Raw genomic sequence first — 26,696 nt, 5'->3', positions numbered from 1 at the left:
GTGAAAAGAGTGCTCTTACCGCTAGCCCTGATCACGGGGCTAATGAGCTTAGCAGGTTGCGCTCAGCAACCTGCAGTCACTATGCAACAAGCTTGGCTAACACCAGAGCCTTTGCCAGTGCCTTATCGTAATGAACTGGCCATTGCCCGTTTAACGGAAATTCTACAACGGGCTGAGCTGACAGATGAGCAAAGTGCCCAGTTGTTTTATGACCGTGGCGTGATGTATGACAGCGTTGGTTTGCGTTCGTTGGCGCGTTTAGACTTTATGCGCGCGTTGCGTTTTAAGCCTGACATGGCCGATGCCTATAATTTTATGGGTATTCATTACACGCTTAGCGGTAATTTTGATCAGGCGTATGAAGCTTTTGATTCTACGCTTGAGTTAGCGCCGGATTATGATTTTGCTTATCTTAATCGCGCTATCGCCTTTTATTACGCAGGCCGTAATGACCTTGCGCAAGCTGATTTTCAACAGTTTTTGCAAGCGAAGCCTGACGACCCTTACCGGATCTTATGGCGCTATATTGGCTTTGCCGAAACCGATGCAACTGCTGCACTAGCCAGTTTAACAGCGCAACTTGCTCGCTTAGAACCCACAGATTGGAGTACCAATTTGGTACGCTTTTATGCGGGCCAATTAAGTGAAGAAGCGTTATTGCAAAGCATGTTGCAAGATGTCAGCGATCGTAAACAGTTAGCGGAACGCCTATGCGAAAGCTACTTTTACTTAGCGAAATGGCATCAAGCCCAGGGTAATAATGCACAAGCGATGATCTACTACCATCAAGCCTTGGCAACCAATGTTTATGAGTTTGTTGAACATCGTTATGCACGATTAGAAATGGCGCGCCTTCGTGGTGAAGCACTCAGTGATGCCCAAGTTGATCTTAACTAAGTTAAGTCATTTCCTGAAAAAAAGCCGGCTTGCTGGCTTTTTTGTTTTTCTATGCCTGTTGGGTTGTCAGCCGTCATCGCCGACAACCGAGCAACAATTACTGGCCAAAGCGCAGACCGATGCCGTAGCGGCTCGCACCTTGGCACAGCAGCGCTTAGCAAGCAACGAGTTAGAAGCCTCGCTGCAGTGGTGGCGCCATGCCGCCAGCTTAGGGGCTGATGATGCATTATTGCATGCTATTCAATTGCAGCAGCGGCTTGAAGGGCCTTTAGCAACCGCGCATTGGTTGCAACAGCAGTTAGTAGAGCAACCACAGCTAACCGCAGACTTACCGAACAGTATCTTGATGGAGTTAGGCTTATGGCCAGAAAGCTTGGATAATATGTCTGTTGCTTGGCAAAGCCCGGCAGGTTGTCGTTTAACGCTGCAACCGGTTGTGACGCAAGCCGAGGGAGAACGCAGCTGGCACAGCCTGCAGCAAGCTTGGCAGGCTGATCCGCAATTGGCGAGTTTGCCGGTATGTTTTAAGCCGTTGCTGCGTATTACCAGCACCGCCTTAAATTGTTCAGAGGTAACGGCTGCTAGAATACACTGTGATTATCAAGCGTTAAGCGACGCCGTGTTAGCGGGTGATTTTCAGCAGTTACTGGTGGTGGCTGGGCGCGGTATCGCCAGTTATAACAATGGTATTGTGCAGTTACCCGCACAGGCGAATTTAGCCTTACTGCGCCATGAGTTTTTACATATTGCTGGGTTTTTAGATGAATATGCGCTGTCAGCAATCAGTGCGCGCGAGGTATGTCGGGCGGGTCGTATAGCGCCGAATTTGTTGATCGGAAATAGCCCTGAGCTGGTTACCCGTTATCAACAGCAATATGCCATTAACAACCTTACTGATTTAACGCTTACGCCGGTAGACACTTGTCGCGCGGTGAATATGCAGGCTTATCGACCGATCGCGGCGCTTAACCCAATGCGCCATCTTGAGGCACCATTACCGCCGTTATATTGGCAGCTGTTACAGCAGCAATTAGCACAGTCGGAGCAATTAATGCCCGTACAATATTATTTTGCTTTTTTAGCGCGGCAACAACAGGCGTGGCAGCACTGGCAACGCTATATGCAAGCGGCGGCCGCCTTTGGTTATCCTGCCGCGATTGCGGCGTTACAGGTGGAAGGTTAGTCCAGATTACTCAGCTCAGCTAATTCACGGCTTAATAACTCAGGATCACCAAGATTCAATTCTAATAAACGCCGCAGATGGCTGATGCTATCAATATCAATCTTTGTGCAATGTAGCCCTACGCAATCGGCATGCTCGTGTGCAATGGTGACTTGCATGGTCAGTACTTCGGTCGAGCCACTTAATTGCAATTGCAGTAACATAGGCTCAGTCGTGTTTGGCAAGGGCTCGCTAGGTTTTTTGACCAGAGCACCTTTTAACGATAAGTCAAATATCTCGGTAGGATAGCGTTTACCCGCAGCTGCTAAAAAGGCTTCGCTAAAAAATCTTACACGCTTGTTATGCCGTTGCTCCATCATACCCACCTTTTAATTAGTTGTTTTAAGCTTAAACCATTAGCAGCTATAACGGAAATCGCTTTGTATAATTTAATCAGGCTCTGTCGATTTTATAAGGCAGTTAATAAGCGAGAGAGCGGTTGTCGCAACAGGCTTCTGATGGTGAATAAGCTTTATAGCAAAACGCCACGATAAACGCGGCGTTTTTTACTAAGCAAAATCTTATTTAGATTTTATGGCTAAGAATATCTTCACCCGCGGCTTGGCGATCAGCATGATAGCTTGAACGAACAAAAGGACCGCAGGCGGCATGTTTAAAACCGATGCTGTCGGCAAAGGTTTTGATTTCATCAAACTCGGCCGGTGGCATATAACGTTTTACCGGTAAATGGTGTTTGCTCGGTTGTAAGTACTGTCCTACGGTGAGCATATCGACTTTATGTTCCCGCAGATCGCGCAGCACTTCCAGCAATTCTTCTGTGGTTTCGCCTAAACCCACCATTAAGCCAGATTTAGTCGCGACGTTCGGGTGCGCTTCTTTAAAGCGCTTTAACAATTGCAGTGACCATTTGTAATCGGCACCCGGGCGAGCCAATTTATAGAGGCGTGGTGCCGTTTCCAAGTTGTGGTTAAACACATCCGGTGGGCTTTTGCTTAAGATGTCTAATGCCACATCCATCCGACCACGGAAATCGGGCACCAATACTTCAATTTTGATTTCGGGGTTGTATTTCCGGATGGCGTCAATACAGTCCGCAAAATGCTGTGCACCCCCATCGCGTAAATCATCGCGATCGACTGAGGTAATCACCACATATTTTAATTTCATATCGCGAATGGTTAGGCCGAGTTTTTCTGGCTCTTCGGCGCTCGGTGGTAATGGTCGACCGTGCGCAACATCACAAAATGGGCAACGACGGGTACAGATAGCACCCAAGATCATAAAGGTTGCCGTACCATGATTAAAACACTCAGAGAGGTTAGGGCATGATGCCTCCTCACAGACCGAATGCAAACCGTGTTTGCGTAATGCCCCTTTAATTTCGTCGATACGTTCAGAGCTTTTCGGTAATTTGATTTTTAGCCAGTCAGGCTTGCGCAGCATTTCTGCACGCTCGGTGGGTAACACTTTAACAGGGATCAGCGCCATTTTTTCGGCATCGCGCAATTTAACGCCGGGTTCCATACGTGCTGTTTTGGTCATATTAATTTTCTAACCCCGTTTTGAACACTGGTACTGTAATGGCCAAGTGCTGTTGAAATAATTCTGCGATCAGTTTACTCGCTTCGGCGATGCTTTGTGGTCCACCCAGATCAGCGCTACGGATCATTTGCATGCCGGCATACCCACAAGGATTAATACGTTGAAAGGGGGTTAAGTCCATATCAACATTTAGTGCTAAGCCGTGAAAGGTGCAACCCTTGCGCACGCGTAAACCTAATGAAGCAATTTTAGCGCCATCGACATAGACGCCAGGCGCATCCGCTTTAGCCGCGGCATTAATCTGGTAGCGCTGTAGCAGTTCGACCAATATTTGCTCTAGCATGGTCACTAGGTTTCTAACACCAAGCTGACGCCGCTTAATATCTAATAAGACATAAACCACTAACTGGCCAGGGCCATGATAAGTCACTTGACCGCCGCGATCGACTTTAACCACCGGAATATCGCCAGGAAATAACAGATGTTCTTCTTTCCCTGCTTGGCCTTGTGTGAATACCGGCTGATGTTGCAATAGCCAAATTTCATCGGGTGTATCGCTATGCCGATTATCGGTAAATTGCTGCATCTGTTGCCAGATGTGAGTGTAATCTTGTAGTCCTAAATCACGGATCACAAGTTGTTCATTGACAGACACGGCTAACTCCGTAAAAAACTGGATGCATTATAATGAATTATCTGGCTAATACGAACTTTATGGTATGTTTAGCTGCTTTACAGGACGTAACGTACCAGTTCAATTTTGCCAAGTTCGGTGTACAGCAATTCAATATGTTCTTTACTGGTTACCGTGACTTTCACCGAGACGGAATGATAATTACCTTTGGCGCTAGGTTTAACCAATGGGCTGTAATCGGTGGCCTCAGTATGTTGCTGGATCACCATCATCACATCGTCAACCAAACGGCTTTCTGCAATCCCTAGCACTTTAAAATTAAATTGGCAGGGGAATTCCAGATACTCATCAAATTTGGTGTTTTTTACTTCAGTAACCATGTTGTTGTCTCTTTTGCATTGTCTTAGGTATTTTAACAAAAAATCCCGACAGCTGCCGGGACTCTTTTCTTGCCGCACCTAGACTTAGTTGAATTTCATTTTAACGTAGTCAACTAACCGACTGAAAAAACCACCTTGTTCAACGGTTTCCAGTGCAACCAGCGGATAGATAGCCACATCTTGCTCTGCTACCTGCACATATAACTGACCGACTACTTGTCCCGCAGATATGGGGGCAACCAGCTGCTGATCCAAGCGCACTTCGGCTTTTAAACTTTTACGCTGCCCGCGTGGCAACGTGATGCTGTTGGTTTTAGCTAAACCCAGCGCAATGCTTTCTTTGCTGCCTTGCCATATACGTTGTTCACTGATTTTTTCACCAGCTTGATAAGGGGCAAAGGTTTCAAAAAAGCGAAAGCCATAAGTTAACAGTTTTTTGTTTTCTGCGGCACGAGCGCGCTCGTTGGCCGTACCCATCACCACAGAGACTAAGCGCATATCTTCACGCACCGCTGAGGTGATCAGGCTATAACCGGCTTCTTTGGTATAACCGGTTTTAATACCGTCGACTTCTAAACTGCGATCCCACAACAAGGAGTTACGGTTTGATTGACGGATATTGTTGTAACTAAATTCTTTTTCAGAATACAGCGCGTACAAATCAGGTACATCACGAATTAACGCTTTTGATAACAAAGACATATCACGAGGCGTGGTGTATTGGTCTTCTAAATGCAGGCCGTGGCTGTTACTAAAACGGCTGTTGTTCATACCCAAACGTTCAGCATGGGCATTCATTAAATCAACAAAAGCGCTTTCGGTACCGGCAATATGCTCAGCCATCGCCACACAAGCATCATTACCAGATTGGATCATGATACCGCGGCTTAAATCAGCAACGGAGACCTGAGTGCCCACTTCAATAAACATTAATGATGAACCCGGAAAGTTTTTCGACCAGGCGCGCTCGCTGATGGTGACCATATCATCAAGGCTGATATTGCCTTGTTTTAATTCCATGCCGATAACGTATATCGTCATCATTTTGGTCAAGCTGGCAGGGGCTAAAGACATATCGGCGTTTTCTTCCGACAGAACAGTACCCGTATTATAGTCAATAAGAATATGGCCTTTGGCAGCAACCGTTGGCGCTTGTGGCGTCACCGTTTGTGCTGTTAATGAGGCAGTAAAACAAAGGCTGCTAATAGCCAGCGTAGCGGCAGTAATAAATTGTGGGTAACTAGTCATGGCACCTGTTCTTTGAGTTGGGTTTCCGGGTTACACATCTTAGCCGCATTGGCGGCCATCGATAAAAAAGGCTTCCGGGTAACTTGCTGACCGGAAACGGTTAAGCCAGTTTTGCGCTAATTGCAGATCAGCGGTTGGGCCAACTAACAGTCGATATAAGCCATTACCGGCTCTTACTTCGGTAGGCACAGACCATTGTTTAGCTACCTGTTGCTGTAATTGTATCGCTTTGTTGTTATCACTGCTGGCAAACAGTTGAATATAACATTGGCGGTTAAGCACAACACCTGTGCTGATCGCACTGCTTGATTGTTGCGCCAGCATCGCCGGCGATTTTAACAACTCAAGCTTAACCCTAGCTGTACCGCGCTGCAACATGCCTATTTTATAAGCAGCGGAATAAGACAAATCAATCACACGGTCTTGATGAAATGGGCCACGATCATTCACTCGAACAATTGCACTTTGTTTCGTGTCTAAATTAGTAACTCGAACATAAGAGGGTAAGGGCAGCGTTTTATGTGCGGCGGTCATGGCAAACATATTATAAGTTTCACCATTTGACGTGTAATGACCATGAAACTTGTTGCCATACCAAGAGGCAATACCGATCTCTTCATGCTCGGTGGCTTGTGCCATCGGTAAGTAATCGATGCCAAAAATGTTGTACGGTTTATTCCCCCCGCGACTTAATGGTTCCGCATTGGGGGTGGGATCGGTCATTTCTAATAGCGTCGGTAACCTATCGGGTTTGCTGTCGCTATCTTGCTGATAACGGCCGGCATTCGGCGACATTTGTTTTTCGATGCCGGATTGATTGGATGGCGGCGACTTGCTGCTACAAGCATTGAGCAGCAAGCTGCTTAATATTATTAAACTAACTAGGCGAATAGTGTTCATATTAGGTCTTGGCTATACTACGTTTATGCGTACTAACGGACATGATAATACCGAATGCGGCCATCATGGTTACCATGGATGTTCCACCGTAACTCACCAGGGGTAAAGGCACGCCGACTACGGGCAACAAACCTGACACCATCCCGATATTTACAAAGACATAAACAAAGAAGGTGAGAGTAAAGCTGCCTGCGACTAACTTACTGTAATTATCCTGTGCGCGGGCTGCGATTAGCAAGCCCCGGCCAATAATAAAAAGATAGATGGCTAACAACACTAAAACGCCAATTAAACCAAACTCTTCACTGAGTACTGAGAAGATAAAGTCGGTATGGCGCTCGGGTAAAAATTCCAGTTGCGACTGGGTTCCTTGCATCCAGCCTTTACCATCCACACCGCCAGAGCCAATCGCGATTTTTGACTGGATAATATGATAGCCCGAACCGAGCGGATCGCTTTCGGGGTTGATAAAAGTCAGTACGCGCTTACGTTGATAATCATGCATTAAAAATAGCCACATCACTGGGGCAAAAGCCGAGATCAGGGCCGCAATAAAACCGATTAATCGCCAGCTCATACCGGCCATAAACAACACAAAAATGCCCGCGGTAGCAATCAGGATCGAAGTGCCGAGATCCGGTTGTTTCGCGATCAGTAGTGTAGGGATCAAACACATCAGAAAACCCACCAGCAAATGATGCAATCGTGGGGGTAAGTTATGCGACGAAATAAACCAAGCAATAGCCATTGGCACTGCCAACTTCATAACTTCTGAAGGCTGAAACTTCATAAAACCCAAATCTAGCCAACGTTGCGCACCTTTACCCACGTGGCCAAACAACAATACACAAACCAATAGAAGGGTGCCGAAGATAAATAATGGAAATGACCAGCGCCGAATAGTTTGGGGGTTAATTTGTGCAAATGCGATCATCACGGTTAAGGCTAAGCCAAGCCGAATTAACTGACCTTCTAGCATGCCTTCGTTTTGCCCTGAGGCGCTGTAAAGTACAATCAAGCCGTAGCTCATTAAGGTCAGCAAGCCTAACAATAACGGCGTATCAATATGAAAAAAAGCCAATTTACTGATGCGATTAGGTGGATTCACTAAACTATTATTCATCGTTATTATTCACCTCAGCGCTAAAATAATAGTCGAGCATTTGCCTAGCGATGGGCGCTGCGGTACTGCCACCACCACCGGTATTTTCTACTGTTACCGCTATCACGATAGTTGGAGCATTCGCAGGGGCATAACCAATATACATGGCATTATCGCGCAGCCTTTCGTCTAACTTATTCGCATCGTATTTTGCATCTTGCGCGATGCTAACGACCTGAGCGGTACCGGTTTTGCCCCCTGAGGTATAGGTGGCACCTTTAAAAGCATTAAAAGCCGTACCTTTTTGTGTGGTCACAGTTTGCTGCATGGCATCGCGTACCACTTGCCAATTACGAGGGTTCACAACCTGCATCACCTCTTGAGGCGTAGTGTCGATCGATTCTGTGCCCAAATCATTACTAAGTTCCCGCACAATATGTGGTGTGGGCTGCAGGCCATTATTGAGCAGTACGGCAGTCGACACTAATAGCTGTAGCGGTGTGATGGTCCAATAGCCTTGGCCGATACTGATGGCCACGGTATCACCATGGTACCAAGGTTGGTTATGCCGGGCGCGTTTCCAACCGCGAGAGGGCATTATCGTGTTTGATTCTTCATGAATATCAATACCACTTTTTTCGCCAAAGCCCATCTTTTGCATATAGTCAGATACCCGATCAATACCTAACTTAACGCCCATGTCATAGAAAAAGGTATCACAGCTTTCGACTATCGCGGTATAGACATCAACCCAGCCGTGGCCCCAACGTTTCCAGTCGCGATAGCGATGTTCCACGCCGGGTAATTGAAAGAAACCCGGATCCCAAATGCGCGTGTTGGCTGAAATCGTATTGGTTTCAAGCCCGAGTAGTGCTAAATGTGGTTTGATGGTCGATGCTGGCGGATAGACACCTTGGGTAACACGGTTAATCAGCGGCCGATCGGCTGAGTTGAGCAAAGCATTATAGTTTTTACTGCTAATGCCATGCACAAATAAATTCGGATCGTAACTTGGGTTACTGTAAAAGGCCAAAATAGCGCCATCTCGCGGGTCCATCGCCACAATGGCGCCACGTTTTTCGAGTAAAATTTGTTGTGCGGTTAATTGCAAGCCAACATCGATATTCAGCTTAATGTTTTTACCTGAGCTTGCGGGGACAGAGCGCAGCACGCGGATCAGTCGACCACGGTTATTCACTTCAACTTCTTGATAACCCATAATGCCGTGCAATTCTGTTTCGTAATAGCGCTCTAAGCCGATCTTACCAATATCACGAGAAGCAGCATAATTGGCCAGTTGTTCGTTTTCTTCTAACTGTTTTAAATCATTGGTATTAATGCGGCCGATATAACCGAGTGCGTGGGTAAATAAATCGCCGAAAGGATAATAGCGGCTTAAGCGGGCTTCAACGGTCACCCCGGGTAAGCGGTGCAGGTTAACCGAGATGCGCGCTACTTCTTCGTCATTTAATTGCTCTTTTAAGGTAATGCTATTAAATCGACGTTGTTGGCGAACCTCTTTTAAAAAATTCGTTTGTTGCTCTTCACTGATTTCAATTAAGGCACTGAGTTCTTGCAGTGTGGTCGGCATATCACTGATTTGCTCGGGCACTAGCTCTAACGAGAATACTGGGCGGTTTTCTGCCAATAAGATGCCATTTCGGTCGGTGATTAATCCGCGATTGGGTGCCAGCGGCAATACTTTAATGCGGTTGCCTTCTGAGCGTGTTTGGTAAGCTTGATAAGAGGTGACTTGCAAGTGATACATATTGACCACGATCACCGCGAACATCAACACCACAAACACCATAGCAAACACGGCTCGATGATTAAACAAGCGATGTTCAGCTTCGACATCCTGCATGGCCACGCGTTTTTTTAACATGCTTACTCACGATGATAAGGGTGGTTGGTACTGATACTCCAAGCGCGGTACAAGGCTTCAGCCATAACAACACGCACCATGGGATGGGGCATGGTTAGCGCCGACAATGACCACTTGGCTTCACTGGCATCGATACAGGCAGGAGACAGACCTTCAGGTCCGCCGATCAGAAAACAAACATCACGGCCATCATGTTGCCATTCTTGTAGTTTGCCCGACAACTGCGGGCTACTCCAGTTGGCACCGGTAACCTCTAAGGTCACAATCCGACTACCTTTAGGCACGGCAGCCAGCATTTTTTCACCTTCGAGTTCTAAAATACGTTTGATATCCGCGTTTTTACCACGCTTGCCGGCACTGATCTCAATTAATTCAAAAGGCATATCACGCGGAAAGCGCCGCGCATACTCCTCAAAGCCGCTTTGCACCCAACTCGGCATTTTGGTGCCAACGGCGATCAGGATTAACTTCATACTAAGTTAACCGCCCCAGAGTTTTTCCAGTTGATAAAAGTTACGGCTTTCTTCCAACATAACATGGACGACAACATCTCCAAGATCGAGCAGCACCCATTCGCCTGATGCTTCACCTTCTATGCCTAGTGGCTGCACGTCGATTTTTTTCACTTCGGCGGCCAAGTATCCAGCAATAGACTTGGTATGGCGGCTAGAAGTTCCTGAACAAATTACCATAAATTCAGTGACGCTTGATTTACCGCGTACATCTAACGTGACAATGTCACGGGCTTTCATGTCGTCGATTTTGTCAGTAACAAAAGCAACCAGTTCGTTTGTTTGCACCCTTGATCCTCAGTAGCAATGAAAAAGCGGCATTTTACCACATTTTATCCAGGTAAACAGAACTCAACAGCCATAGAGTGCGTGTTGACGAATATATTCTAGAACTTCGGCAGGTAACATGGCTTGCACACGACGATCACTGGCAAGTTGTTGTCTGACAAAGGTGGCGCTTTCGTAAAAATCAGGGTTATCTAAAAGTAAAATTTTTCCGGCATCTTGTTGTTGCAGCTGGCTCAGCGTGGCGCCATAGCGTGCGAGTAACATGGGGGCATCACCTTGATCGGCGCTATACCCTGGGCGGCGACAAACAATTAAATGCGCCAGCTCGAGGATTTGCAACCATTGATGCCATTTCGTGAAATACTGTAAAGAATCCATGCCAATAATAAATGCCAGCGTGGTATCGGGTTGCTGTTGTTTCAACGCTCTTAAGCTATCGACGGTGTAACTTGGGCTAGTGCGGTTGAGCTCTAAGCGCTCCAGACGCATAGTCGGTTCGTTAGCAATAGCCAACTTTACCATAGCGGCCCGTTGTTCACTGCTCACGCCGGGGGTCGCACGATGCGGCGGCAAATGGCAAGGCATCAGCGCTAATTGCTTTAAAGCACAATGTTCAACAACGTAGCGGGCACAAGCCAGATGGCCTCGATGGATCGGATCGAAAGTGCCACCAAAGATACCGAGTAGGGGCTTAGTCATCATGCTGCTGCAAAGAAAAAGCGCGTGACAGTGGATGACAGAATAAGGTGGCCAGATGGGCCAGCGCTAAACTGGGATCGCTCATTTTGCCGGCTTTATATAAACGATCAAAGGCTGCCAGCTCTTGCAGTAAATAATCTTGCCAGCGCAGCGTCAGCCTTTTTATCGCTTGCAGATACAAAGGTTGGCGTTTTGGCCAAATAGCGAGTTGTTTAAACATGGCGTTAGTATGACCACTTTGCTGTGCTACCGAGAGTTGGCGTAACTGCAGTAACTCTTTTTGTAATTGCCAGGCAATAATCACTGGCTCGGTATCTTGATCGAGCAGCCGAGTTAAGCGATGTAAGGCATCGGCACTGTGCCCTGTTAGCAAGGCATCGACCAATTGAAATACGGTATAACTGGAATGGTCTGCTAAAAAGCGACTAAATTGTTCGGCATCAATCCGTTCATGGGGATGAGTAAGGCACAGTTTTTCTAATTCCTGGCGCGCAGCCAGTAAATTACCCGCACAATGTTGTTGTAATAATTGCAGAGCGTCACTGGTCAGTTGCAGATTTAACTGCTGGGCTCGTTGTTGTAACCATTGCCGCTGCTGCCGCTCATCTAAAGCATATATCGGCACTTGTACTGCGCTGTTCTGCAGTTGTTTAAACCAAACCAGTTTACTCACTTCACTGTGATTACGATTGCCGTGCACGACTAAAATAATATCAGGGTGCAATTGTGCCGCGAGCTGTTTTAAGGCGTCATTGGCCGGTGCCGACAATTTGTTTTGCGCCAGTTCAAGCTCAATCAGTCGGCGCTCGGCAAACAGCGACATCGCGCTTAATTCATTTTGTAAATCTTGCCAATCAAATTGCGCATCGGCACTAAAGCTCAAGCGTTCTAAATAGCCTTGCTGTTTAGCGGCAAGACGGATTTGCTCGATGGCTTCGAGTTTTTGCAGTGGCTCTTCACCAAACAACAAATAACAGGGTGCGAGACCCTGTTGCAGTTGTGCTGGCAGTTGATTCGCGTAGAGTTTTTGCATTAGCCCAAACGCGCAAGCTGACGAATAATCCGGTTAGCCGCTTGTTGTCTCAGCTCCTTAAGCAGCAACTCAAGCTCTTGCGCTTTGGCTAAGGCCTGATTCGGATCGTCTTGATAATCGCGGAACAGTTCAAACTGATATTTTTGTGGTTCTTGATCCGGTAGTTGGATCTGATACTCCACTTTGTAGATCAGTTCGTATTCGGCAACCTGACCATTGGCAAACAGCGATAGGGTTCGACGCTCAAGTGTGTCTTGCTGTAACACCAATGACGGCCGATTGCTTTGATAGCTGCTCAGCAGTTCAACGTCGTTTTGTTGAAAACGCTGATTAAGCAAAGCGGCTAACTCAGAATGCGCATCGCTTTGCAGGTAAATAGCCGGAAATTGACTTAACGGCAAGTTACCGCGCAAGTGAAAACCGCAGCCCGTGAGCAGACTTGCAACGAAGCAAAGGCACAGCAGACGGGCCCACATATTACGCTACCACCAAGTTAAGTAACTTACCGGGAACGTAAATGATTTTACGCGTTTCGCCTTCCGCTAAGTAACGTTGCACATTGTCATCTAACTTCGCCATCTCGAGCACATGCTGTTGGCTGGCATCGGCGGGCACGGTGATTTTTGCCCGTACTTTACCGTTAATTTGTACCACTACCAGCTTTTCATCTTCAACCAGAGCCGCGCTGTCTACTTGTGGCCAAGTGGCTTGCTCAATAGCTTGCTGATGGCCCAACTGTGCCCACAAGTATTGTGCAACATGTGGGGTGATCGGGTTAAGCAGTTGCAATAACGCAGTGCAGGCTTCGCGCATGACGGCGCGGTCTAGCGGGCTGGCTAAACTGGCTTTTTGTAATTTATTGGTCAATTCCATTACCGCTGCAATTGCCGTGTTAAAGGTATAACGGCGGCCGATATCATCGGTCACTTTGGCAATGGTTTTATGCAGTTCACGGCGCAGTAGTTTTTGTTGGTCATTCAACGCACTGATCTCTAATGCACCTGGCTCGCCAGCCGCTTGCACATCGCTAATTAAGCTGTATACCCGTTTAATAAAACGGTGCGCACCTTCAACGGCTGAATCAGACCATTCTAACGTTTGCTCTGGCGGGGCGGTAAACATCATAAATAAGCGCACGGTATCGGCACCATATTGGTCGATCACTTTTTGCGGATCGATGCCGTTGTTTTTCGACTTTGACATCTTGCTCATACCGGCAGATAACACGGGCAGGCCATCGGCTTTTAGTGTCGACTGAATGATCCGGCCTTTTTCATCCCGCTCAATGTGCACATCTTGCGGTGAGAACCAGATTTGGCCGCCATTTTCAGCTTCGCGATAAAAGGTTTCAGCCAGAACCATACCTTGACATAACAGGCGTTTGAAAGGCTCATCACATTGCACTAAGCCAACGTCACGCAACAGTTTATGGAAGAAACGCGCATACAATAAATGCAGGATAGCGTGTTCGATACCGCCAATGTATTGATCGACGGGCAGCCAGTAGTTGGCTTTTGCAGGATCAAGCATGGCTTGATCGTAATCAGGGCTGCAATAGCGGGCGTAATACCAGCTCGATTCCATAAAGGTATCGAAGGTATCGGTTTCATGAAATGCAACCTGACCCTGATAATCGGTTTTTGCCCACTCGGCGTCAGCTTTGATGGGTGAGGTCACACCATTCATTACCACGTCTTCGGGCAAAATAACCGGTAAACGATCGGCCGGAACCGGCACAACAGAACCGTCTTCTAGGTTCAGCATCGGGATCGGTGTGCCCCAATAACGTTGCCGTGACACACCCCAATCGCGCAGGCGATAGTTAACCTTAACATCACCCTTACCCAGGGTGGCTAACTTGGCAGCAATGGCGTTAAAGGCTTCTTGAAACGCTAAACCATCAAACTCGGCTGAGTTTACCAAAATGCCTTTTTCAGTATAGGCTTGGCTGTTTAGATCGGTCACACTGCCATCGGCAGCCGTGACAACTTGTTTAATTGGTAGTTGATACTTGCTGGCAAATTCATAATCGCGCTGATCATGCCCTGGCACTGCCATGACAGCCCCTGAACCGTAGTCCATTAAAACAAAGTTAGCGACCCATACTGGGACTTGCTCGCCCGTTAACGGATGTATCGCGAAAATACCGGTAGCGCAGCCTTTTTTCTCCATGGTTGCGAGTTCGGCTTCGGCCATCTTGCCGCCTTTAATTTCTTCAATAAAGGCTGCCAAGGTGCTATTAGTTTTAGCGGCTTGCTGCGCTAAAGGATGCTGTGCCGCCACAGCCACGTAGGTAACGCCGTAAAGGGTGTCTGGGCGTGTGGTGTAAACTTCTAATTCACCGTCTTGACCGGCAATATCAAAACGAATGTTGATACCTTCAGAACGACCAATCCAGTTTTTCTGCATGGTGCGCACTTGCTCAGGCCATTCGGTCAGCTGCTCTAAATCTGCTAATAACTCTTCTGCATATTCGGTAATGCGGATAAACCATTGAGCCAGTTCGCGTTGCTCTACCAGCGCGCCTGAACGCCAACCGCGACCGTCAATAACTTGTTCGTTAGCCAATACACATTGATCAACGGGATCCCAGTTAACCGTGGCCATTTTTTTGTAAACTAAACCTTTTTCATACAGCTTGGTAAAAAACCATTGTTCCCAGCGGTAGTAATCCGGTTTACAGGTCGCCACTTCGCGATCCCAGTCGTAGCCAAAACCTAAACGCTTCAGCTGCGTTTTCATATAATCAATATTTTCGTACGTCCACTTAGCCGGTGCCGTTTTATGGTTAATCGCGGCATTTTCGGCCGGTAAACCAAACGCATCCCAACCCATAGGCTGCATAACGTTTTTACCTTGCATCCGCTGAAAACGGCTGACAACATCGCCGATGGTGTAGTTACGCACATGGCCCATATGCAAACGGCCACTGGGATAAGGAAACATCGAGAGACAGTAAAACTTTTCTTTATTAGGGTCTTCCGTTACTTTAAAGGCGTTAGTGTCTTGCCACTGTTGTTGCAAGGTGGTCTCAATTTGCTGAGGATTATATTGCTGTTGCATTTACGTCTTCCAGAAAAGTCTTAGTGCGGGCCTGAGCGGTTGCAGTTCGCAAGGTTCGGGCAAAATTCGCTATAGCATACCTTAGGCGGGTTTTGACAACAATAACCAGCATCTTGTCTATACTTGATTTAACGCGCTAAAAGGAGTTTGAAATGGCTGAATTTAAAAAGAAGTACCAACAATGGCTGACCGAGCTAACCGACACCCTTGAACAAGCCGGTCAACGTCAGCTCGATAATATGCTGGAGTTCAGTGAAATATTGCAGGCCTATCTTAAAGCCGGCAAGGATCTCAGTGCTTATGAAAGCCAATTGTTTGTCGAAACACTGAAACAACAATGGCAAGCGGCAAATACAGAGGAGCAGGCGCCATCGATGTGGAGCGAGGAATTATGGCAGCAACTTAGCCAAATTACTGATCGCACTCAGGTCGAATGGGTTGAATTGTTAGAAGATTTCAATCATCAAGGTGTTTATTATCAAGGAGAATATGTTGGCATGGGCCGCTATCGTTGTAGCCAGTGTCAGCAGAGTATTGATTACACTCACCCAGCTGAATTGCTGTGTTGTGCCACGTGTGGTGGTGTGCAATTTTTCCGAGATGGCTTGCCAGTTTAACCCGTATGGTCATGCCATAGCCTTTAACGGCAAAAAACTGTACAATCTCGCCCCTATTTTAATCTTCAGCTGCGTGTTACATGGGGCGAGCGAACGAGGATAGACCGGTGTAACACAGATCAATTGAAGCTAAGCAGCGCTAATCTGCTGTTTCAACGTTAACACTCGCCATAGGTGGCGCGACATTGTTACAACAGACAACTTAGTCTGTTCCCTCTTATTATTTCTGTTGGATATTTCTATGCTAAGTTCAATTCGTCAAAACTGGTTTTCGAACACCAGAGGCGATGTGTTATCTGCGTTAGTGGTTGCACTGGCTCTGATCCCTGAGGCGATCGCCTTTTCTATCATTGCCGGTGTGGATCCTAAAGTCGGTTTGTATGCCTCTTTTTGTATAGCGGTAATAACGGCTTTTGCCGGTGGTCGTCCGGCGATGATTTCTGCCGCTACCGGTGCCATGGCACTGTTAATGATTACCTTGGTGCGTGAGCATGGTTTGGAATATTTGCTGGCCGCCACTTTATTAACGGGTGTACTGCAAATTGCCTTTGGCCTGTGTAAGTTAGGTGAGTTGATGCGTTTTGTCTCGCGCTCGGTGGTGACCGGTTTTGTGAATGCCTTAGCTATTCTTATTTTTATGGCACAACTTCCTGAGCTGACTGGCGAGCATGGCACCACCTTGGTGTACGGCATGACTGCGCTGGGCTTGGCGATTATTTATTTGTTTCCTTACGTTACCAAGGCCATCCCCTCGCCATTAGTTTGTATCGTGGTATTAACCGCCATTGCTGTGTACTTTGGTTTAGATATTCGTAATGTGGCGGATATGGGCGAACTGCCAGACAGCTTGCCTATTTTCTTATGGCCTGACGTACCGCTAAATATTGATACACTGGTGATTATCTTCCCATACGCGTTAGCCTTGGCCATTGTCGGTTTATTAGAGTCACTGATGACGGCCACCATCGTTGATGATTTAACCGATACCAGCAGTAACAAAAACCGTGAATGTGTCGGCCAAGGTGTGGCAAACATTGGTGCAGGTTTATTAGGGGGTATGGCCGGTTGTGCGATGATTGGTCAATCCGTTATTAACGTCAAATCAGGTGGACGCACTCGTTTATCTACCTTATTGGCAGGTGTTTTCTTATTGATTTTTATCGTATTTCTGAGTGATTATGTTGGCATGATCCCAATGGCAGCCTTAGTGGCGATTATGATTATGGTATCCATTGGTACCTTTAGTTGGGCTTCGGTAAAAGATCTGCAAAAACACCCGAAAAGCTCATCAGTGGTGATGATTGCCACGGTTTTGGTGGTGGTATTTACCCATAACTTGGCTTACGGTGTGTTAGTGGGGGTGTTGTTAAGTGCGCTATTCTTCGCTAATAAAGTGGGGCAAATTCTGGCGATTACTGCTGAGTTATCAGCCGATGGTCATCAGCGCACTTACCGTGTTGTTGGCCAAGTGTTCTTTACCTCTGCTGAACAATTTATTGCCGGTTTTGACTTTAAAGAAGCTATAGAGAAGGTGCAGATTGATGTTAGCCGCGCGCATTTTTGGGATATTACCGCCATAAGCTCTTTAGACAAAGTGGTACTCAAATTCCGCCGTGAAGGGACTGATGTCGAGTTGCTCGGTTTAAATGCTGCCAGTGCGACACTGGTTGATAAATTTGCGGTACATAATCGTCCTGATGCCATAGAAAAGTTGATGGGTCATTAACAGGAGTAATTTCATGACACAATTTGTTATCGCTTGTATCGATCCTTCGCCTTATGCTGAAGCCGTTTGTGATTATGCCGTCTGGGCCGCCAAACAACTGCAAGCACCCTTAACGATGTTGCATGCCATTGATAAAGCGCAGCATACGCAAACGCCTGATCTGAGTGGCAGTATTGGTTTAGGTTCGCAAGAAGTGTTATTGCAGCAATTAGCTGAATTAGATGAAAAACACAGTAAGTTAGCGCTAGAGCGTGGCCGTCTAATGTTAGATGCGGCCAAAGCCCGTGCAGAGCAAGCCGGCGTTGCCAGCGTTGATGAACGTTTACGTCATGGCAGCTTAGTCGAGTCGTTAAAGGCAACTGAAGACGACACGCGGCTAGTGGTGATGGGTAAGCGGGGCTTAAGCAGCGCCGATGCGCACGGTCAATTGGGCTTACATGTTGAGCAAGTGATTCGCAGTTTGCAGCGGCCTATTTTGCTCGCCCAACAACACTTTAAAACGCCGCAGCGCATTATGTTAGCGTTTGATGGGAGTGCCACTGCGCAGAAAAGTTTAGACATGCTCGCTGCTAGCCCATTGTGTAAAGGTTTACCGGTGCATTTAGTGTTTGCCGGTATGCCTGAGCAGGCCCCAGCGTTAGACGAAGCCGCAATCTTGCTGCAACAAGCGGGTTTTGAGACGAAAACCGCACTGGTTGCTGGGGATCCAGAAGAAGTACTGCATCAGTACCAACAAGAGCACCATATTGATTTGTTGATTATGGGCGCTTATGGCCATTCGCGGATCCGTCAGTTTATCGTCGGCAGTACCACGACCGCGATGTTAAGTAAGGCGAAATGCTCGCTACTGATCCTGCGCTAAGGGTGAGAGATCAAATCCGTTAAGACTAAAAGCTAACTACAATTTAGCGTGCAGAGCAGAATAAGCTCTGCACGCTATGAAAAAAGGGCGTATCATATGTCCTCAATACCAGCGCTGAGGCGCAGGTAGAGACCACCCGCATAAATTGACCTAAATAGAAGCCATCATGTTAAACCTCAGATCCCTTTTGGTGTTATTGAGCTGCCTTGCCCTTTACCCATCCACAGCGTTAGCCGAGACAGGACCCATAAATTTAACTGCAAGCCCGATTGGTATTATTGCCTTAGGGCTATTCTTTTTAGCTTATTTACTTGTTATGGCTGAAGAGAAAATTCAATTACGTAAATCGAAACCGGTATTAATAGCTGCTGGTGTTATTTGGGCCATGATTGGCTGGCGCTACATGGAAGCTGGTTTGGCTGTTGAATCGGAGTCTGCGTTTCGACATACCCTATTAGAATTTTCAGAGTTAATGCTGTTTTTATTGGTGGCGATGACTTACATCAACGCCTTAGAAGAGCGACGTTTATTCGATGGTTTACGCGCTTGGCTTATTCGCTCGGGCTTTAGCTATCGCACCTTATTTTGGATCAGTGGTATTTTAGCCTTTGGTATCTCTTCTTTTGCCAATAACATGACTACCGCTATGCTGATGTGTGCCGTGGTAATGAAGGTGGCTGAGGGTGATAAGCGTTTTATCAACTTGTCCTGCGTGAATATCGTAGTGGCCTCTAATGCCGGTGGTGCGTTTATTCCGTTTGGTGACATTACTACGTTGATGGTGTGGCAGGCCGGGATTATTACGTTTAATGAATTTTTTACCTTGTTTATTCCGGCCATGGTCAACTTTTTGTTACCTGCGGTCATTATGAGCTTTTTCGTCGAGAAACGTTCGCCAAGCGGCCACTCTGAAGCGGTAGAATTAAAGCGTGGTGCTTTACGTATTATGTGCTTGTTTCTACTCACCATCGCTACTGCGGTGGCCTTTCACTCATACTTCGGTTTACCACCGGTACTTGGCATGATGACGGGTTTGGGTTACTTACAGTTTTTCGGTTTCTTTTTACGTAAAACCTTACCAGGTTCTTTGGCTCGCAAAAAAGCTATGGCGGAAAGAGCCGGCGATATCGAACGGATCCGTTCACTGGGTCAAGTCGTACCTTTTGATGTGTTTAGCCGGGTTGCCCGCGCCGAATGGGACACGTTACTCTTCTTCTACGGGGTAGTGGTATGTGTCGGTGGTTTAGGTTTTATTGGTTACCTCGAGTTATTATCGACGGCACTTTATACTAACTGGGATCCGACATCGGCTAACGTGGTATTAGGCCTGATGTCGGCCGTAGTGGATAATATTCCAGTGATGTTCGCTGTATTAACAATGAACCCTGAGATGTCGCATGGTCATTGGTTGCTGATTACGCTAACAGCGGGGGTAGGCGGTAGTTTATTGTCTATCGGCTCTGCGGCAGGGGTAGCGTTAATGGGCCAAGCTCGGGGTAATTATACCTTTGTTGGTCATTTAAAGTGGGCGCCAGTCATTTTATTGGGCTACGCTGCCAGCGTGATGTGCCATCTGTGGCTTAATGCTGAGTTGTTTACTATTTTCGGTCGGCCTTAATGTTAGCCGCCTCGCCTGATGTTGCGGGTGAGGCGGTTTTTTACAGCGAGTGAGTTATGTCAAAAAAAGTTTATTGTGTGGCACAGTTTCTGCCAAAAGCGGGTAAAGAAGCTGCTTTATTTAAGGTATTACAGAGCCTTGAACCAAACACGCTGCGTGAGGATGGGTGCTTGCAATACATTGTGACACGTCAATTAGCTAGCCCCTTTGCTGAAGGTAAAAGTTTCCCTATTGCCTTTAATGAAATTTGGGCGGATATAGCCAGTTTTGAAGCGCATTGTCAGCGAGCAGAAATCAAACATTTCTTTGAAACCTACTGTGTTGCAGATGATGGGTTAGCCGCAGATTGGAATGTCTGTATTTATACCGATGAGCCTGCTGAGTATGACGCCCCCCAACTTGGCTGAAGCAGTGCTTGCTGAGTCAGTTTCAAGCTTAGCACTGTTTTATGATGAAGGCTGCCCGGCGTGTCGGTTTTACAGTCGGCGTGTGCGGTTACAAGCTACTTTGGGGCAGTTGCAGCTCATCGATGTAAGAGCTGAACCCCACTATGCACAGTTGTTAGCTGGCGCGGGGTATCAGATTGAGCAGGGGATGGTGCTGCGCGTTGCTGACAGTTGGTATGGTGGGGCAGATGCCTTGCAGATGCTAGCGCTACTCAGTAGCCGTAGTAATGTTTTTAATCGGTTTAATTTTTGGTTATTTAAATCGCCACGTTGCGCCAAAGTGTGTTACCCCGTGCTGCGCAGTGCCCGTAACAGCTTGCTTTGGCTGTTACGGTTGCCAAAAATTTAGGCCACTTGTTTTTCTGCTAAATGTAACTCCATCATCGCTTTCAATAACCGGAATAAACGAATAGCGGCGTCAATTTCTTCGCGACGATTGGTTAGGCTTTCCACGTTCAAACCCAAAGGTAGGTCAAGTGCTGCACAGTGATGCAGGATTTGATGCAGGTTATCGCGGCAAATTTTAATCGATTCGTTCAACGGATTGGCCGCATCTAAAATACGATACTTACTGCCCTCAGGCACAGAAATACCTAGCCACTGCATAAATGTTAAAGTTTGCTCACCGCCACAGGGGGTAAAAGTCAAAATAATACGTTTGGGGCTGATACCTTGTTGCTTACAGCTTCTGGCATAGCTGGTGAGTAAATCAATAGTGGCTTGCGCGTTATACACCGCTTGCGAAATAAAGAACTGACAACCTTGTGCCGATTTTTCAATCAGCCGCAAATGTTCGTTGCCTTTTTTAGCATGGCGCTCAGCAATGGCCACACCGCCTAAATGAAACTGGGCATCGTGTGCGGCTAACTGCTGATAAGCTTCTGGCAAGCTGAGTTTGATATCACCATTAGAAGAGGGGCTACCCACTAACACAAGGTTACGTAAAGCATATTGTTGCTCGGTTTCGGTGAGCCAGGTATGAAATTCCGCCGCATCACGCTGGGCTACACTTTTATAGGTGATCACATCTTGCTGCGCTAATTCGCGTAATAACACACTGTAATCACGCGGATCTAAGGTACTGTGAAAAGGAAAAGGCCGCTCTGCAGCTACGCGGCTGCTTTCATCTTGAATATCATAAACAATTAACCCGTCGTACTCGATTTCGTTTAAACGGGCCAACAGCTTTTTAGCGATACGTGTGGTTTTTTCGATATCCGTACCGGCTTTTGGTGGTGTGGTGCCAATCAAATAGACACCCTGTGCCGGATCAGTGATTTTTTGCTGTAAGGATAATGCCATGATACTTATACCCCAAATTGCGATACGGTTAGTATACACCTATCTGGACGTCTGGCCATCTAAATTTTGGGGTTTTTAACTTTTGATATCATTAGGCTGCGAAGGTTTGTATTTACGTTTGTATCTGACAGCGAAGCTTGCAGCTTGCAAAACGTTAAACGCTGCGTAAAGCTTCGGCTGGAGCACGCTGTAAATACCTCCTTGTACGCTCCTCTTTTTCATCCCTGAAAAAGACGTCTTAAGCCAAAGTTTACTTCGCGGTTAACTCGCTAAGCTTCAATCCGAAGTGTTTGTGCTTTTAATACCATTACGTTGCAAGCCGGGCAACCTGGCGCGGCTAAGGTTTTAAGACGAGGGGTGTTTGAGCGAGGCAAGGTAGTGCCGAACGAGTTACCTCGTCGCCTTGGTCGTGTTAGGTTGAGCCGGGCTTTCGCCGCAATGTAGGGTCGCATTTTCTTTGGATACTTTCTTTTGACGACGCAAAAGAAAGTATCTCGCCGCAAGGTGAAATACTGACTAGCAGTTAAGGCTTAGTTATTGAAATTATTAAATTAACAGTTAGAAACTGAGTATTCAGCTGATTTGCTCGGGATCTGACCCCGAAGCTATGTCTGGAGCACGCACAATTGCGCCAGCCGCTGCCCATTGCTGCAATAACGGCAAAGCCGCTGCCGTTAACTGGGTAGGGCTAAGTTGCGGCAGCATTGGAGCAAGCTGCTGAATATGCTCGGATAGGGACTGCCCGGGTTGTTGTTGGATATTATGTAATAACAATAAGGTAGCCTGATTTAAACTGACAAAAATCACCTCATCAGCCAAATCGCGATAGATCAAAAAACACTGTAGCTCAGCTGGCGTGCTGGGTTGAAAGTCTTTACTAATTTGCTGTACCGGAAATTGATAGGCGCTCAGTAGTACCAGCTCTGACAAGGCCAGTGCTGCCGTACTGACGTCATCTGCAGTAAGTAGTTCAACCGTTTGGGTGGCTTTGACGGTGCCGACATAGAGTTCTGCCCATTCATAATGCGCCAGTTCAGCTAGAAAAGGCGGCTCCTCGGCAGTCAGTGTGTATTGTTGTAAAAAACTGACAAATTGCTCGGCGATATGCAAAAAATAAGGTGAGTGACAGGCATAGTCACGAAAAAATGCGGTTTGTAACGCCAGCCAGGCTTTAGCTGGGTACAGGCTGTGTAATACCGGGAAGGCATTATCAATAAAGCCGCGCACATTATTAAAAAACAGTTCTTGGTACACCTGTAAGCGCTCAGGCGCTAAGGTTGCTACGGCACTAGGTGGTTTATCAGGATTGCGGATCGCCTTAGCAAAATCTCGTTGCGTTTGAGCTAACTGGCTCATGAGGCTTGCCGCTCTAATTGACGCTGTGTGTGTTGCAATTGTTTGATATAGCGTAGTTCCTGACAAAGCTGTGTTATGGCCGGTACGTTAAAATCACGTTCATATAACGTGGGTTTTACACCATGGTGTTGATAAGCCGCTTGCAGCAATTGCCATACTGGATCGGGCACATCGGCGCCATGGGTATCAATTAATAGGTTTGCTGTTTGCTGGTAGTGCCCGGCTACATGATAATAGGCAATGCGCTCAGTTGGCATCATTTGTAAAAAGGTATTGGCGTCATAACCATGATTAACCGCATTAACGTAGATGTTATTCACATCCAGTAACAGCTGACAGTCGGCTTCTTCTAATACTGCCTGTAAAAAATGCTGCTCGCTTAATTGCTGATCGGGTGCAACATAGTAAGAGACATTCTCTAAGATCAGCGGGCGCTCTAAAATATCTTGCACCTGCTTGATGCGGCCAGAAACATAATGGATGGCTTCTTCAGTAAAAGGGATTGGCATTAAATCGTACAGATGGCCATCGGCAGAGCAATAACTCAAGTGCTCGCTATACTGCAAAATCTGATGTTCATCCAAAAACTGTTTTACTTGCTTAACAAAGGCCACATCTAAGGGATCGGGGCTGGCAATCGATAGCGATAAGCCATGACAAAAAAACGGATACTGTTCGGTTAAGCGCCGAAAATCGCGTTGCAGTTTACCACCGTAAGGTAACCAGTTTTCTGGTGCCACTTCAAAGAAATCAATGTCTGCCGGTTTTAGCTGAAGCAATTCCGGCAGCATTTCACGGCGCAGGCCAAGGCCCGCGCTGTGCTTGTCGAGTGACAAGGGCAGGCGTGACTTAGATAGAGCCACACTTACCTTCGCCACATTTCATTTCTTGTGCTTTATCACTGGCTTTTTTCTTGGCATCCATGGCCTTGTCAGCACCCGCCGCTTTCGCTGCGTCAGCTTTATCATGGGCGTGTGCTTTCATCTCTGCACCACACTTGCCTTCACCACACTTCATTTCTTTGGCTTTGTCGGCCGCGGCTTTTTTCATGTCGCCACCACATTTGCCTTCACCACATTTCATTTCTTTGGCTTTATCAGCAGCGGCTTTCTTCATGTTTTCGCCACATTTACCTTCGCCACACTTCATTTCTTTGGCTTTATCGGCCGCGGCTTTTTTCATGTCTTCGCCACACTTGCCTTCTCCGCACTTCATTTCTTGCGCTTTATCTTTAAGTTTAACCTTTACGCCTGTGCCGGTTTCGGTGTGATTGTGCAGTTGATAGGCCATGGTCAGTTGTTGTGCTTGAAACGGGTTATTGTTCGTTTCGGCATTTACAGTAGCGGAACCCAGTGCTAAAGCACCTAGGGCTAGGGTAAGTTGTGTTTTGGTTAAGCTGTTCATGTGAGATCCTTGTTGTGTGTTTCATCAGCGCCCGTTGCGGCACTTTTTTATCGCCACTCTGTTTTGTCTTAGCCTAAACAGAAGCGGGTTATCTGTAAAGTATAGCTTGATCGTGTCTCAATGGTTTTGCTGTGCCACGATTCAAACCAATTAATAGGTGGTAATTAAATTTAACCAGGTGTCAGGCAGGTTATCCGTAGCCCAAATCAGTATCATTTGATCGGCTCCCGTTAAAATCAGTAGACCCACCAACAATAAACTGTAGCCAAGAACTTGCCGTGCTTTTTCTCCACCAGCGGCGATTTTGGGTAAAAAACGTCGTGCGGAACCGGCAAACAGATAGGCGATAGCAATTAGCGGCAGTGCGGCGCCAATACCAAACACCAGCATTTGCACGCCCGCGTTAACTAAACTACCGGAGTTACCGGCGAGGCCCAATGCCGCACCGAGAATGGGGCCTGCGCATGGGCTCCAAATGGCGCCCAGCATTAAGCCTAACCAAAAGGCACCACCGGGTTTTTGTTCCAAGGTTGTAGCCAGTTGGTTCGCTTTAGCGGCTAAGGGCGCAAAAAAGCCGCTGCTGCCTTGCTTGAACCAAGGCAATACTAAGGCTAAACCAAATAATACCAATAAACTGGCAAACAATGGCCGGGTAACACTATCACTTAGCCCAAGCACACTGCCAAGACCATGCAGCAGCATGCCCATCAAAGCAAAACCAATGGCCAAACCCATACCCGTAAATACGGGAGCCAATTTATGTTTTGCTAAGCCAGAACTGGCCATTACGGGCAGCACCGGCAAAATGCACGGTGATAACGTAATTAACATACCCGCCAGTAATAGCAGTGGTAACAGGCTAAAATCAATCATTAACCGACTCCCGTGTTATAGCGCTTTTAGCATTTCAGCTTTAATCGCTTGTTCGTCAGTTAAGCCTCGGGTTAAAGACACTAATTCGCCCTTATTAACGACAATAATGGTGCTTTGTCCAGTAACGCCATAGCGATTGTTTAATGCTTTCTCTGTTACTTGGTTATATTGCAGCACTTTTAGATCGCTAAATGCGGGGTCCTTTAACAGTGCCTCAATCACCGGCACTTGTTTCGCACACACTGGGCAACCGGGTTTAGTAGCAACTAGTACAAAGCTACCTTGTTTTTCTGCCTCGACTAATTGTGCTGCAGAGTAAGCGGGTAAGACAAAGTTAGTGGCATTCACTTGCAGAGCGGTGAATAGCGCTACGGCGAAAGTTGCAGCTAGGGCGAACGTTTTTAAAGAAGTACTTAACATAATAACAATCCTATTGTGAGAGAAATAAACCACAAAATGCGGTGTGTTCAGGGGTAATTGGTGAGAAAACTAGAAAAGGTTACAGAAAAATAATTTTTTTTTGCTGTAACTTTTTGTCGTGTTATCGTCAATAACAAAGCAGTGGGCCGTCGACAGCCATAGAAACAGGATTAAACATGAACGACTGGCAGGTTCTGTTAGAACGAGCCCAGCAGGGAGATAAGCAAGCTTACAGTGCTTTTTTAAGCGCCATTGTACCGTTTTTGCGCATGCGAGCACGGCGCTATGTGCCCGCGCAACATTTAGACGACTTTGTGCAAGAGACGTTATTAACGGTACACCGTATTTTGCATACGTATCAAGTTGGCTTACCCGTTGAACCCTGGCTTAGTGGCATTTTGCGGCATAAATATTTTGAAAGTCGTCGTCAACTTGCGGCGAATGAACATCAATCGTTAAGTGATGAAGACAGCTGGCAGCCTAGCGTGCCTTTGGATGAAGATGAACAATACCAAGCCGTTAGTCATTTACTGGCGCCGCTGAATGCGGCACAAGCACAGGTGTTGTATGCCACCAAGGTAGAAGAATTGTCGATAGATGAAACCGCCAACCTGATGCAGCGCAGTTCGTCTTGGGTTAAGGTTAATGTGTTTCGAGCTATTCAGCTGTTACGCAGCGAATTACATGAAAAATAAATAAGGTTAAT

Annotated in this window: 29 protein-coding genes; 9 read left to right on the top strand and 20 right to left on the bottom strand. The window is 46.9% G+C overall.

Translation table 11 applies throughout. The features are described from left to right. Both nlpI and ACUJFL_RS14425 read left to right on the top strand, forming a co-directional pair. Positions 1-897, top strand: a complete 897-nt coding sequence (gene nlpI, locus ACUJFL_RS14430) for a lipoprotein NlpI (protein ID WP_229586351.1) — start codon at positions 1-3, stop codon at positions 895-897. After that, the gene (locus ACUJFL_RS14425) at positions 875-2,080 is read left to right on the top strand and encodes a hypothetical protein (RefSeq protein ID WP_445427855.1); all 1,206 of its coding nucleotides are present in this window, start codon (positions 875-877) and stop codon (positions 2,078-2,080) included. The genes nlpI and ACUJFL_RS14425 overlap by 23 nt, the downstream gene beginning before the upstream one ends. Here the strand turns inward: ACUJFL_RS14425 and ACUJFL_RS14420 are convergent. The 14 genes from ACUJFL_RS14420 to leuS all read right to left on the bottom strand — a co-directional run bounded on the left by ACUJFL_RS14420 (position 2,077) and on the right by leuS (position 15,366). Next, positions 2,077-2,439, bottom strand: a complete 363-nt coding sequence (locus tag ACUJFL_RS14420) for a PilZ domain-containing protein (protein ID WP_445427854.1) — start codon at positions 2,437-2,439, stop codon at positions 2,077-2,079. The genes ACUJFL_RS14425 and ACUJFL_RS14420 overlap by 4 nt on opposite strands. Before the next feature lie 205 nt (positions 2,440-2,644). Then, a complete protein-coding gene (lipA, locus tag ACUJFL_RS14415; protein WP_226751223.1) occupies positions 2,645-3,622 on the bottom strand; it encodes a lipoyl synthase in 978 nt (325 codons plus the stop codon). 1 nt (position 3,623) lies between these two features. Further along, the gene (gene lipB, locus ACUJFL_RS14410; protein ID WP_445427853.1) at positions 3,624-4,277 is read right to left on the bottom strand and encodes a lipoyl(octanoyl) transferase LipB; all 654 of its coding nucleotides are present in this window, start codon (positions 4,275-4,277) and stop codon (positions 3,624-3,626) included. 77 nt (positions 4,278-4,354) lie between these two features. Then, complete coding sequence (ybeD, locus tag ACUJFL_RS14405; RefSeq protein WP_226751225.1) at positions 4,355-4,636, bottom strand: DUF493 family protein YbeD; 282 nt, start codon at positions 4,634-4,636, stop codon at positions 4,355-4,357. Positions 4,637-4,720: 84 nt separating this feature from the next. After that, positions 4,721-5,884, bottom strand: coding sequence for a serine hydrolase (locus ACUJFL_RS14400; RefSeq protein ID WP_445427852.1), 1,164 nt, complete (start codon positions 5,882-5,884; stop codon positions 4,721-4,723). Between the two features lie 39 nt (positions 5,885-5,923). After that, complete coding sequence (locus ACUJFL_RS14395; RefSeq protein WP_306177596.1) at positions 5,924-6,679, bottom strand: septal ring lytic transglycosylase RlpA family protein; 756 nt, start codon at positions 6,677-6,679, stop codon at positions 5,924-5,926. Positions 6,680-6,785: 106 nt separating this feature from the next. Continuing rightward, on the bottom strand, positions 6,786-7,907 hold the full coding sequence (rodA, locus tag ACUJFL_RS14390; RefSeq protein WP_226751228.1) for a rod shape-determining protein RodA: 1,122 nt from the start codon (positions 7,905-7,907) through the stop codon (positions 6,786-6,788). After that, the gene (mrdA, locus tag ACUJFL_RS14385; protein ID WP_445427851.1) at positions 7,900-9,771 is read right to left on the bottom strand and encodes a penicillin-binding protein 2; all 1,872 of its coding nucleotides are present in this window, start codon (positions 9,769-9,771) and stop codon (positions 7,900-7,902) included. The genes rodA and mrdA overlap by 8 nt, the downstream gene beginning before the upstream one ends. 2 nt (positions 9,772-9,773) lie before the next feature. Continuing rightward, positions 9,774-10,244, bottom strand: coding sequence for a 23S rRNA (pseudouridine(1915)-N(3))-methyltransferase RlmH (gene rlmH / locus ACUJFL_RS14380; protein WP_226751230.1), 471 nt, complete (start codon positions 10,242-10,244; stop codon positions 9,774-9,776). 6 nt (positions 10,245-10,250) lie between these two features. Beyond that, positions 10,251-10,571, bottom strand: coding sequence for a ribosome silencing factor (gene rsfS / locus ACUJFL_RS14375; RefSeq protein ID WP_226751231.1), 321 nt, complete (start codon positions 10,569-10,571; stop codon positions 10,251-10,253). A 63-nt stretch (positions 10,572-10,634) separates the two neighbouring features. After that, positions 10,635-11,273, bottom strand: coding sequence for a nicotinate-nucleotide adenylyltransferase (nadD, locus tag ACUJFL_RS14370; RefSeq protein WP_226751232.1), 639 nt, complete (start codon positions 11,271-11,273; stop codon positions 10,635-10,637). Then, entirely contained in the window at positions 11,263-12,303 is a 1,041-nt protein-coding gene (gene holA, locus ACUJFL_RS14365; RefSeq protein ID WP_445427850.1) for a DNA polymerase III subunit delta, read from the bottom strand. Before holA ends, nadD begins: the two co-directional genes overlap by 11 nt. After that, positions 12,303-12,716, bottom strand: coding sequence for an LPS-assembly lipoprotein LptE (locus ACUJFL_RS14360; protein ID WP_229586371.1), 414 nt, complete (start codon positions 12,714-12,716; stop codon positions 12,303-12,305). The genes holA and ACUJFL_RS14360 overlap by 1 nt, the downstream gene beginning before the upstream one ends. 64 nt (positions 12,717-12,780) lie before the next feature. Next, positions 12,781-15,366 carry a leucine--tRNA ligase gene (leuS, locus tag ACUJFL_RS14355; protein WP_445427849.1) on the bottom strand — a complete coding sequence of 862 codons (2,586 nt, stop codon included), beginning with the start codon at positions 15,364-15,366 and terminating at the stop codon, positions 12,781-12,783. A 152-nt stretch (positions 15,367-15,518) separates the two neighbouring features. Here leuS and ACUJFL_RS14350 point away from each other — a divergent pair, with 152 nt between their 5' ends. The 6 genes from ACUJFL_RS14350 (at position 15,519) to ACUJFL_RS14325 (ending at position 20,984) form a co-directional block, all read left to right on the top strand. Then, positions 15,519-15,983 (top strand): zinc ribbon-containing protein, encoded by a 465-nt coding sequence (locus ACUJFL_RS14350; RefSeq protein WP_445427848.1) that lies wholly within the window; start codon positions 15,519-15,521, stop codon positions 15,981-15,983. Between the two features lie 241 nt (positions 15,984-16,224). Further along, the gene (locus tag ACUJFL_RS14345) at positions 16,225-17,709 is read left to right on the top strand and encodes a SulP family inorganic anion transporter (RefSeq protein WP_445427847.1); all 1,485 of its coding nucleotides are present in this window, start codon (positions 16,225-16,227) and stop codon (positions 17,707-17,709) included. A 13-nt stretch (positions 17,710-17,722) separates the two neighbouring features. Beyond that, on the top strand, positions 17,723-18,571 hold the full coding sequence (locus tag ACUJFL_RS14340) for a universal stress protein (RefSeq protein WP_445427846.1): 849 nt from the start codon (positions 17,723-17,725) through the stop codon (positions 18,569-18,571). A 166-nt stretch (positions 18,572-18,737) separates the two neighbouring features. Further along, on the top strand, positions 18,738-20,189 hold the full coding sequence (gene nhaD, locus ACUJFL_RS14335) for a sodium:proton antiporter NhaD (protein WP_445427845.1): 1,452 nt from the start codon (positions 18,738-18,740) through the stop codon (positions 20,187-20,189). Positions 20,190-20,245: 56 nt separating this feature from the next. Continuing rightward, a complete protein-coding gene (locus ACUJFL_RS14330; RefSeq protein ID WP_226751240.1) occupies positions 20,246-20,596 on the top strand; it encodes a putative quinol monooxygenase in 351 nt (116 codons plus the stop codon). Beyond that, the gene (locus ACUJFL_RS14325) at positions 20,541-20,984 is read left to right on the top strand and encodes a DCC1-like thiol-disulfide oxidoreductase family protein (protein WP_445427844.1); all 444 of its coding nucleotides are present in this window, start codon (positions 20,541-20,543) and stop codon (positions 20,982-20,984) included. Before ACUJFL_RS14330 ends, ACUJFL_RS14325 begins: the two co-directional genes overlap by 56 nt. Here the strand turns inward: ACUJFL_RS14325 and ACUJFL_RS14320 are convergent. The 6 genes from ACUJFL_RS14320 to ACUJFL_RS14295 all read right to left on the bottom strand — a co-directional run bounded on the left by ACUJFL_RS14320 (position 20,981) and on the right by ACUJFL_RS14295 (position 25,990). Further along, positions 20,981-21,937, bottom strand: a complete 957-nt coding sequence (locus ACUJFL_RS14320; RefSeq protein ID WP_445427843.1) for a hypothetical protein — start codon at positions 21,935-21,937, stop codon at positions 20,981-20,983. The genes ACUJFL_RS14325 and ACUJFL_RS14320 overlap by 4 nt on opposite strands. 573 nt (positions 21,938-22,510) lie before the next feature. Then, a complete protein-coding gene (locus ACUJFL_RS14315; protein ID WP_445427842.1) occupies positions 22,511-23,293 on the bottom strand; it encodes an HvfC family RiPP maturation protein in 783 nt (260 codons plus the stop codon). Beyond that, the gene (locus ACUJFL_RS14310) at positions 23,290-24,129 is read right to left on the bottom strand and encodes an HvfB family MNIO-type RiPP peptide maturase (RefSeq protein ID WP_226751279.1); all 840 of its coding nucleotides are present in this window, start codon (positions 24,127-24,129) and stop codon (positions 23,290-23,292) included. Before ACUJFL_RS14310 ends, ACUJFL_RS14315 begins: the two co-directional genes overlap by 4 nt. A 13-nt stretch (positions 24,130-24,142) precedes the next feature. Further along, positions 24,143-24,697, bottom strand: coding sequence for an HvfA family oxazolone/thioamide-modified RiPP metallophore (locus tag ACUJFL_RS14305; protein ID WP_226751244.1), 555 nt, complete (start codon positions 24,695-24,697; stop codon positions 24,143-24,145). Positions 24,698-24,847: 150 nt separating this feature from the next. Continuing rightward, positions 24,848-25,570 carry a cytochrome c biogenesis CcdA family protein gene (locus tag ACUJFL_RS14300; RefSeq protein ID WP_445427841.1) on the bottom strand — a complete coding sequence of 241 codons (723 nt, stop codon included), beginning with the start codon at positions 25,568-25,570 and terminating at the stop codon, positions 24,848-24,850. Between the two features lie 15 nt (positions 25,571-25,585). Then, entirely contained in the window at positions 25,586-25,990 is a 405-nt protein-coding gene (locus ACUJFL_RS14295) for a thioredoxin family protein (RefSeq protein ID WP_445427840.1), read from the bottom strand. A 176-nt stretch (positions 25,991-26,166) separates the two neighbouring features. Here ACUJFL_RS14295 and ACUJFL_RS14290 point away from each other — a divergent pair, with 176 nt between their 5' ends. Continuing rightward, complete coding sequence (locus ACUJFL_RS14290) at positions 26,167-26,685, top strand: sigma-70 family RNA polymerase sigma factor (protein ID WP_445425323.1); 519 nt, start codon at positions 26,167-26,169, stop codon at positions 26,683-26,685. Positions 26,686-26,696 lie beyond the last annotated feature (11 nt).

The organism is Alishewanella sp. HL-SH05, assembly GCF_052655985.1.
Note: the sequence above shows the minus strand (reverse complement) of the source record. Positions and strands in the feature narration are given on the sequence as shown.

What these genes read in the sequence shown, in the direction of transcription:
- ACUJFL_RS14420 (WP_445427854.1), bottom strand. Translation starts at nt 2,439, where the DNA reads ATGATGGAGCAACGGCATAACAAGCGTGTAAGATTTTTTAGCGAAGCC.
- ACUJFL_RS14295 (WP_445427840.1), bottom strand. Translation starts at nt 25,990, where the DNA reads ATGTTAAGTACTTCTTTAAAAACGTTCGCCCTAGCTGCAACTTTCGCC.
- ACUJFL_RS14300 (WP_445427841.1), bottom strand. Translation starts at nt 25,570, where the DNA reads ATGATTGATTTTAGCCTGTTACCACTGCTATTACTGGCGGGTATGTTA.
- mrdA (WP_445427851.1), bottom strand. Translation starts at nt 9,771, where the DNA reads ATGTTAAAAAAACGCGTGGCCATGCAGGATGTCGAAGCTGAACATCGC.
- nhaD (WP_445427845.1), top strand. Translation starts at nt 18,738, where the DNA reads ATGTTAAACCTCAGATCCCTTTTGGTGTTATTGAGCTGCCTTGCCCTT.
- ACUJFL_RS14320 (WP_445427843.1), bottom strand. Translation starts at nt 21,937, where the DNA reads ATGGCATTATCCTTACAGCAAAAAATCACTGATCCGGCACAGGGTGTC.
- ACUJFL_RS14290 (WP_445425323.1), top strand. Translation starts at nt 26,167, where the DNA reads ATGAACGACTGGCAGGTTCTGTTAGAACGAGCCCAGCAGGGAGATAAG.
- nadD (WP_226751232.1), bottom strand. Translation starts at nt 11,273, where the DNA reads ATGATGACTAAGCCCCTACTCGGTATCTTTGGTGGCACTTTCGATCCG.
- ACUJFL_RS14350 (WP_445427848.1), top strand. Translation starts at nt 15,519, where the DNA reads ATGGCTGAATTTAAAAAGAAGTACCAACAATGGCTGACCGAGCTAACC.
- ACUJFL_RS14340 (WP_445427846.1), top strand. Translation starts at nt 17,723, where the DNA reads ATGACACAATTTGTTATCGCTTGTATCGATCCTTCGCCTTATGCTGAA.
- ACUJFL_RS14345 (WP_445427847.1), top strand. Translation starts at nt 16,225, where the DNA reads ATGCTAAGTTCAATTCGTCAAAACTGGTTTTCGAACACCAGAGGCGAT.
- ybeD (WP_226751225.1), bottom strand. Translation starts at nt 4,636, where the DNA reads ATGGTTACTGAAGTAAAAAACACCAAATTTGATGAGTATCTGGAATTC.
- ACUJFL_RS14395 (WP_306177596.1), bottom strand. Translation starts at nt 6,679, where the DNA reads ATGTCGCCGAATGCCGGCCGTTATCAGCAAGATAGCGACAGCAAACCC.
- leuS (WP_445427849.1), bottom strand. Translation starts at nt 15,366, where the DNA reads ATGCAACAGCAATATAATCCTCAGCAAATTGAGACCACCTTGCAACAA.
- ACUJFL_RS14400 (WP_445427852.1), bottom strand. Translation starts at nt 5,884, where the DNA reads ATGACTAGTTACCCACAATTTATTACTGCCGCTACGCTGGCTATTAGC.
- lipA (WP_226751223.1), bottom strand. Translation starts at nt 3,622, where the DNA reads ATGACCAAAACAGCACGTATGGAACCCGGCGTTAAATTGCGCGATGCC.
- ACUJFL_RS14305 (WP_226751244.1), bottom strand. Translation starts at nt 24,697, where the DNA reads ATGAACAGCTTAACCAAAACACAACTTACCCTAGCCCTAGGTGCTTTA.
- rodA (WP_226751228.1), bottom strand. Translation starts at nt 7,907, where the DNA reads ATGAATAATAGTTTAGTGAATCCACCTAATCGCATCAGTAAATTGGCT.
- ACUJFL_RS14315 (WP_445427842.1), bottom strand. Translation starts at nt 23,293, where the DNA reads ATGAGCCAGTTAGCTCAAACGCAACGAGATTTTGCTAAGGCGATCCGC.
- holA (WP_445427850.1), bottom strand. Translation starts at nt 12,303, where the DNA reads ATGCAAAAACTCTACGCGAATCAACTGCCAGCACAACTGCAACAGGGT.
- ACUJFL_RS14330 (WP_226751240.1), top strand. Translation starts at nt 20,246, where the DNA reads ATGTCAAAAAAAGTTTATTGTGTGGCACAGTTTCTGCCAAAAGCGGGT.
- ACUJFL_RS14325 (WP_445427844.1), top strand. Translation starts at nt 20,541, where the DNA reads ATGTCTGTATTTATACCGATGAGCCTGCTGAGTATGACGCCCCCCAAC.
- ACUJFL_RS14425 (WP_445427855.1), top strand. Translation starts at nt 875, where the DNA reads ATGCCCAAGTTGATCTTAACTAAGTTAAGTCATTTCCTGAAAAAAAGC.
- rlmH (WP_226751230.1), bottom strand. Translation starts at nt 10,244, where the DNA reads ATGAAGTTAATCCTGATCGCCGTTGGCACCAAAATGCCGAGTTGGGTG.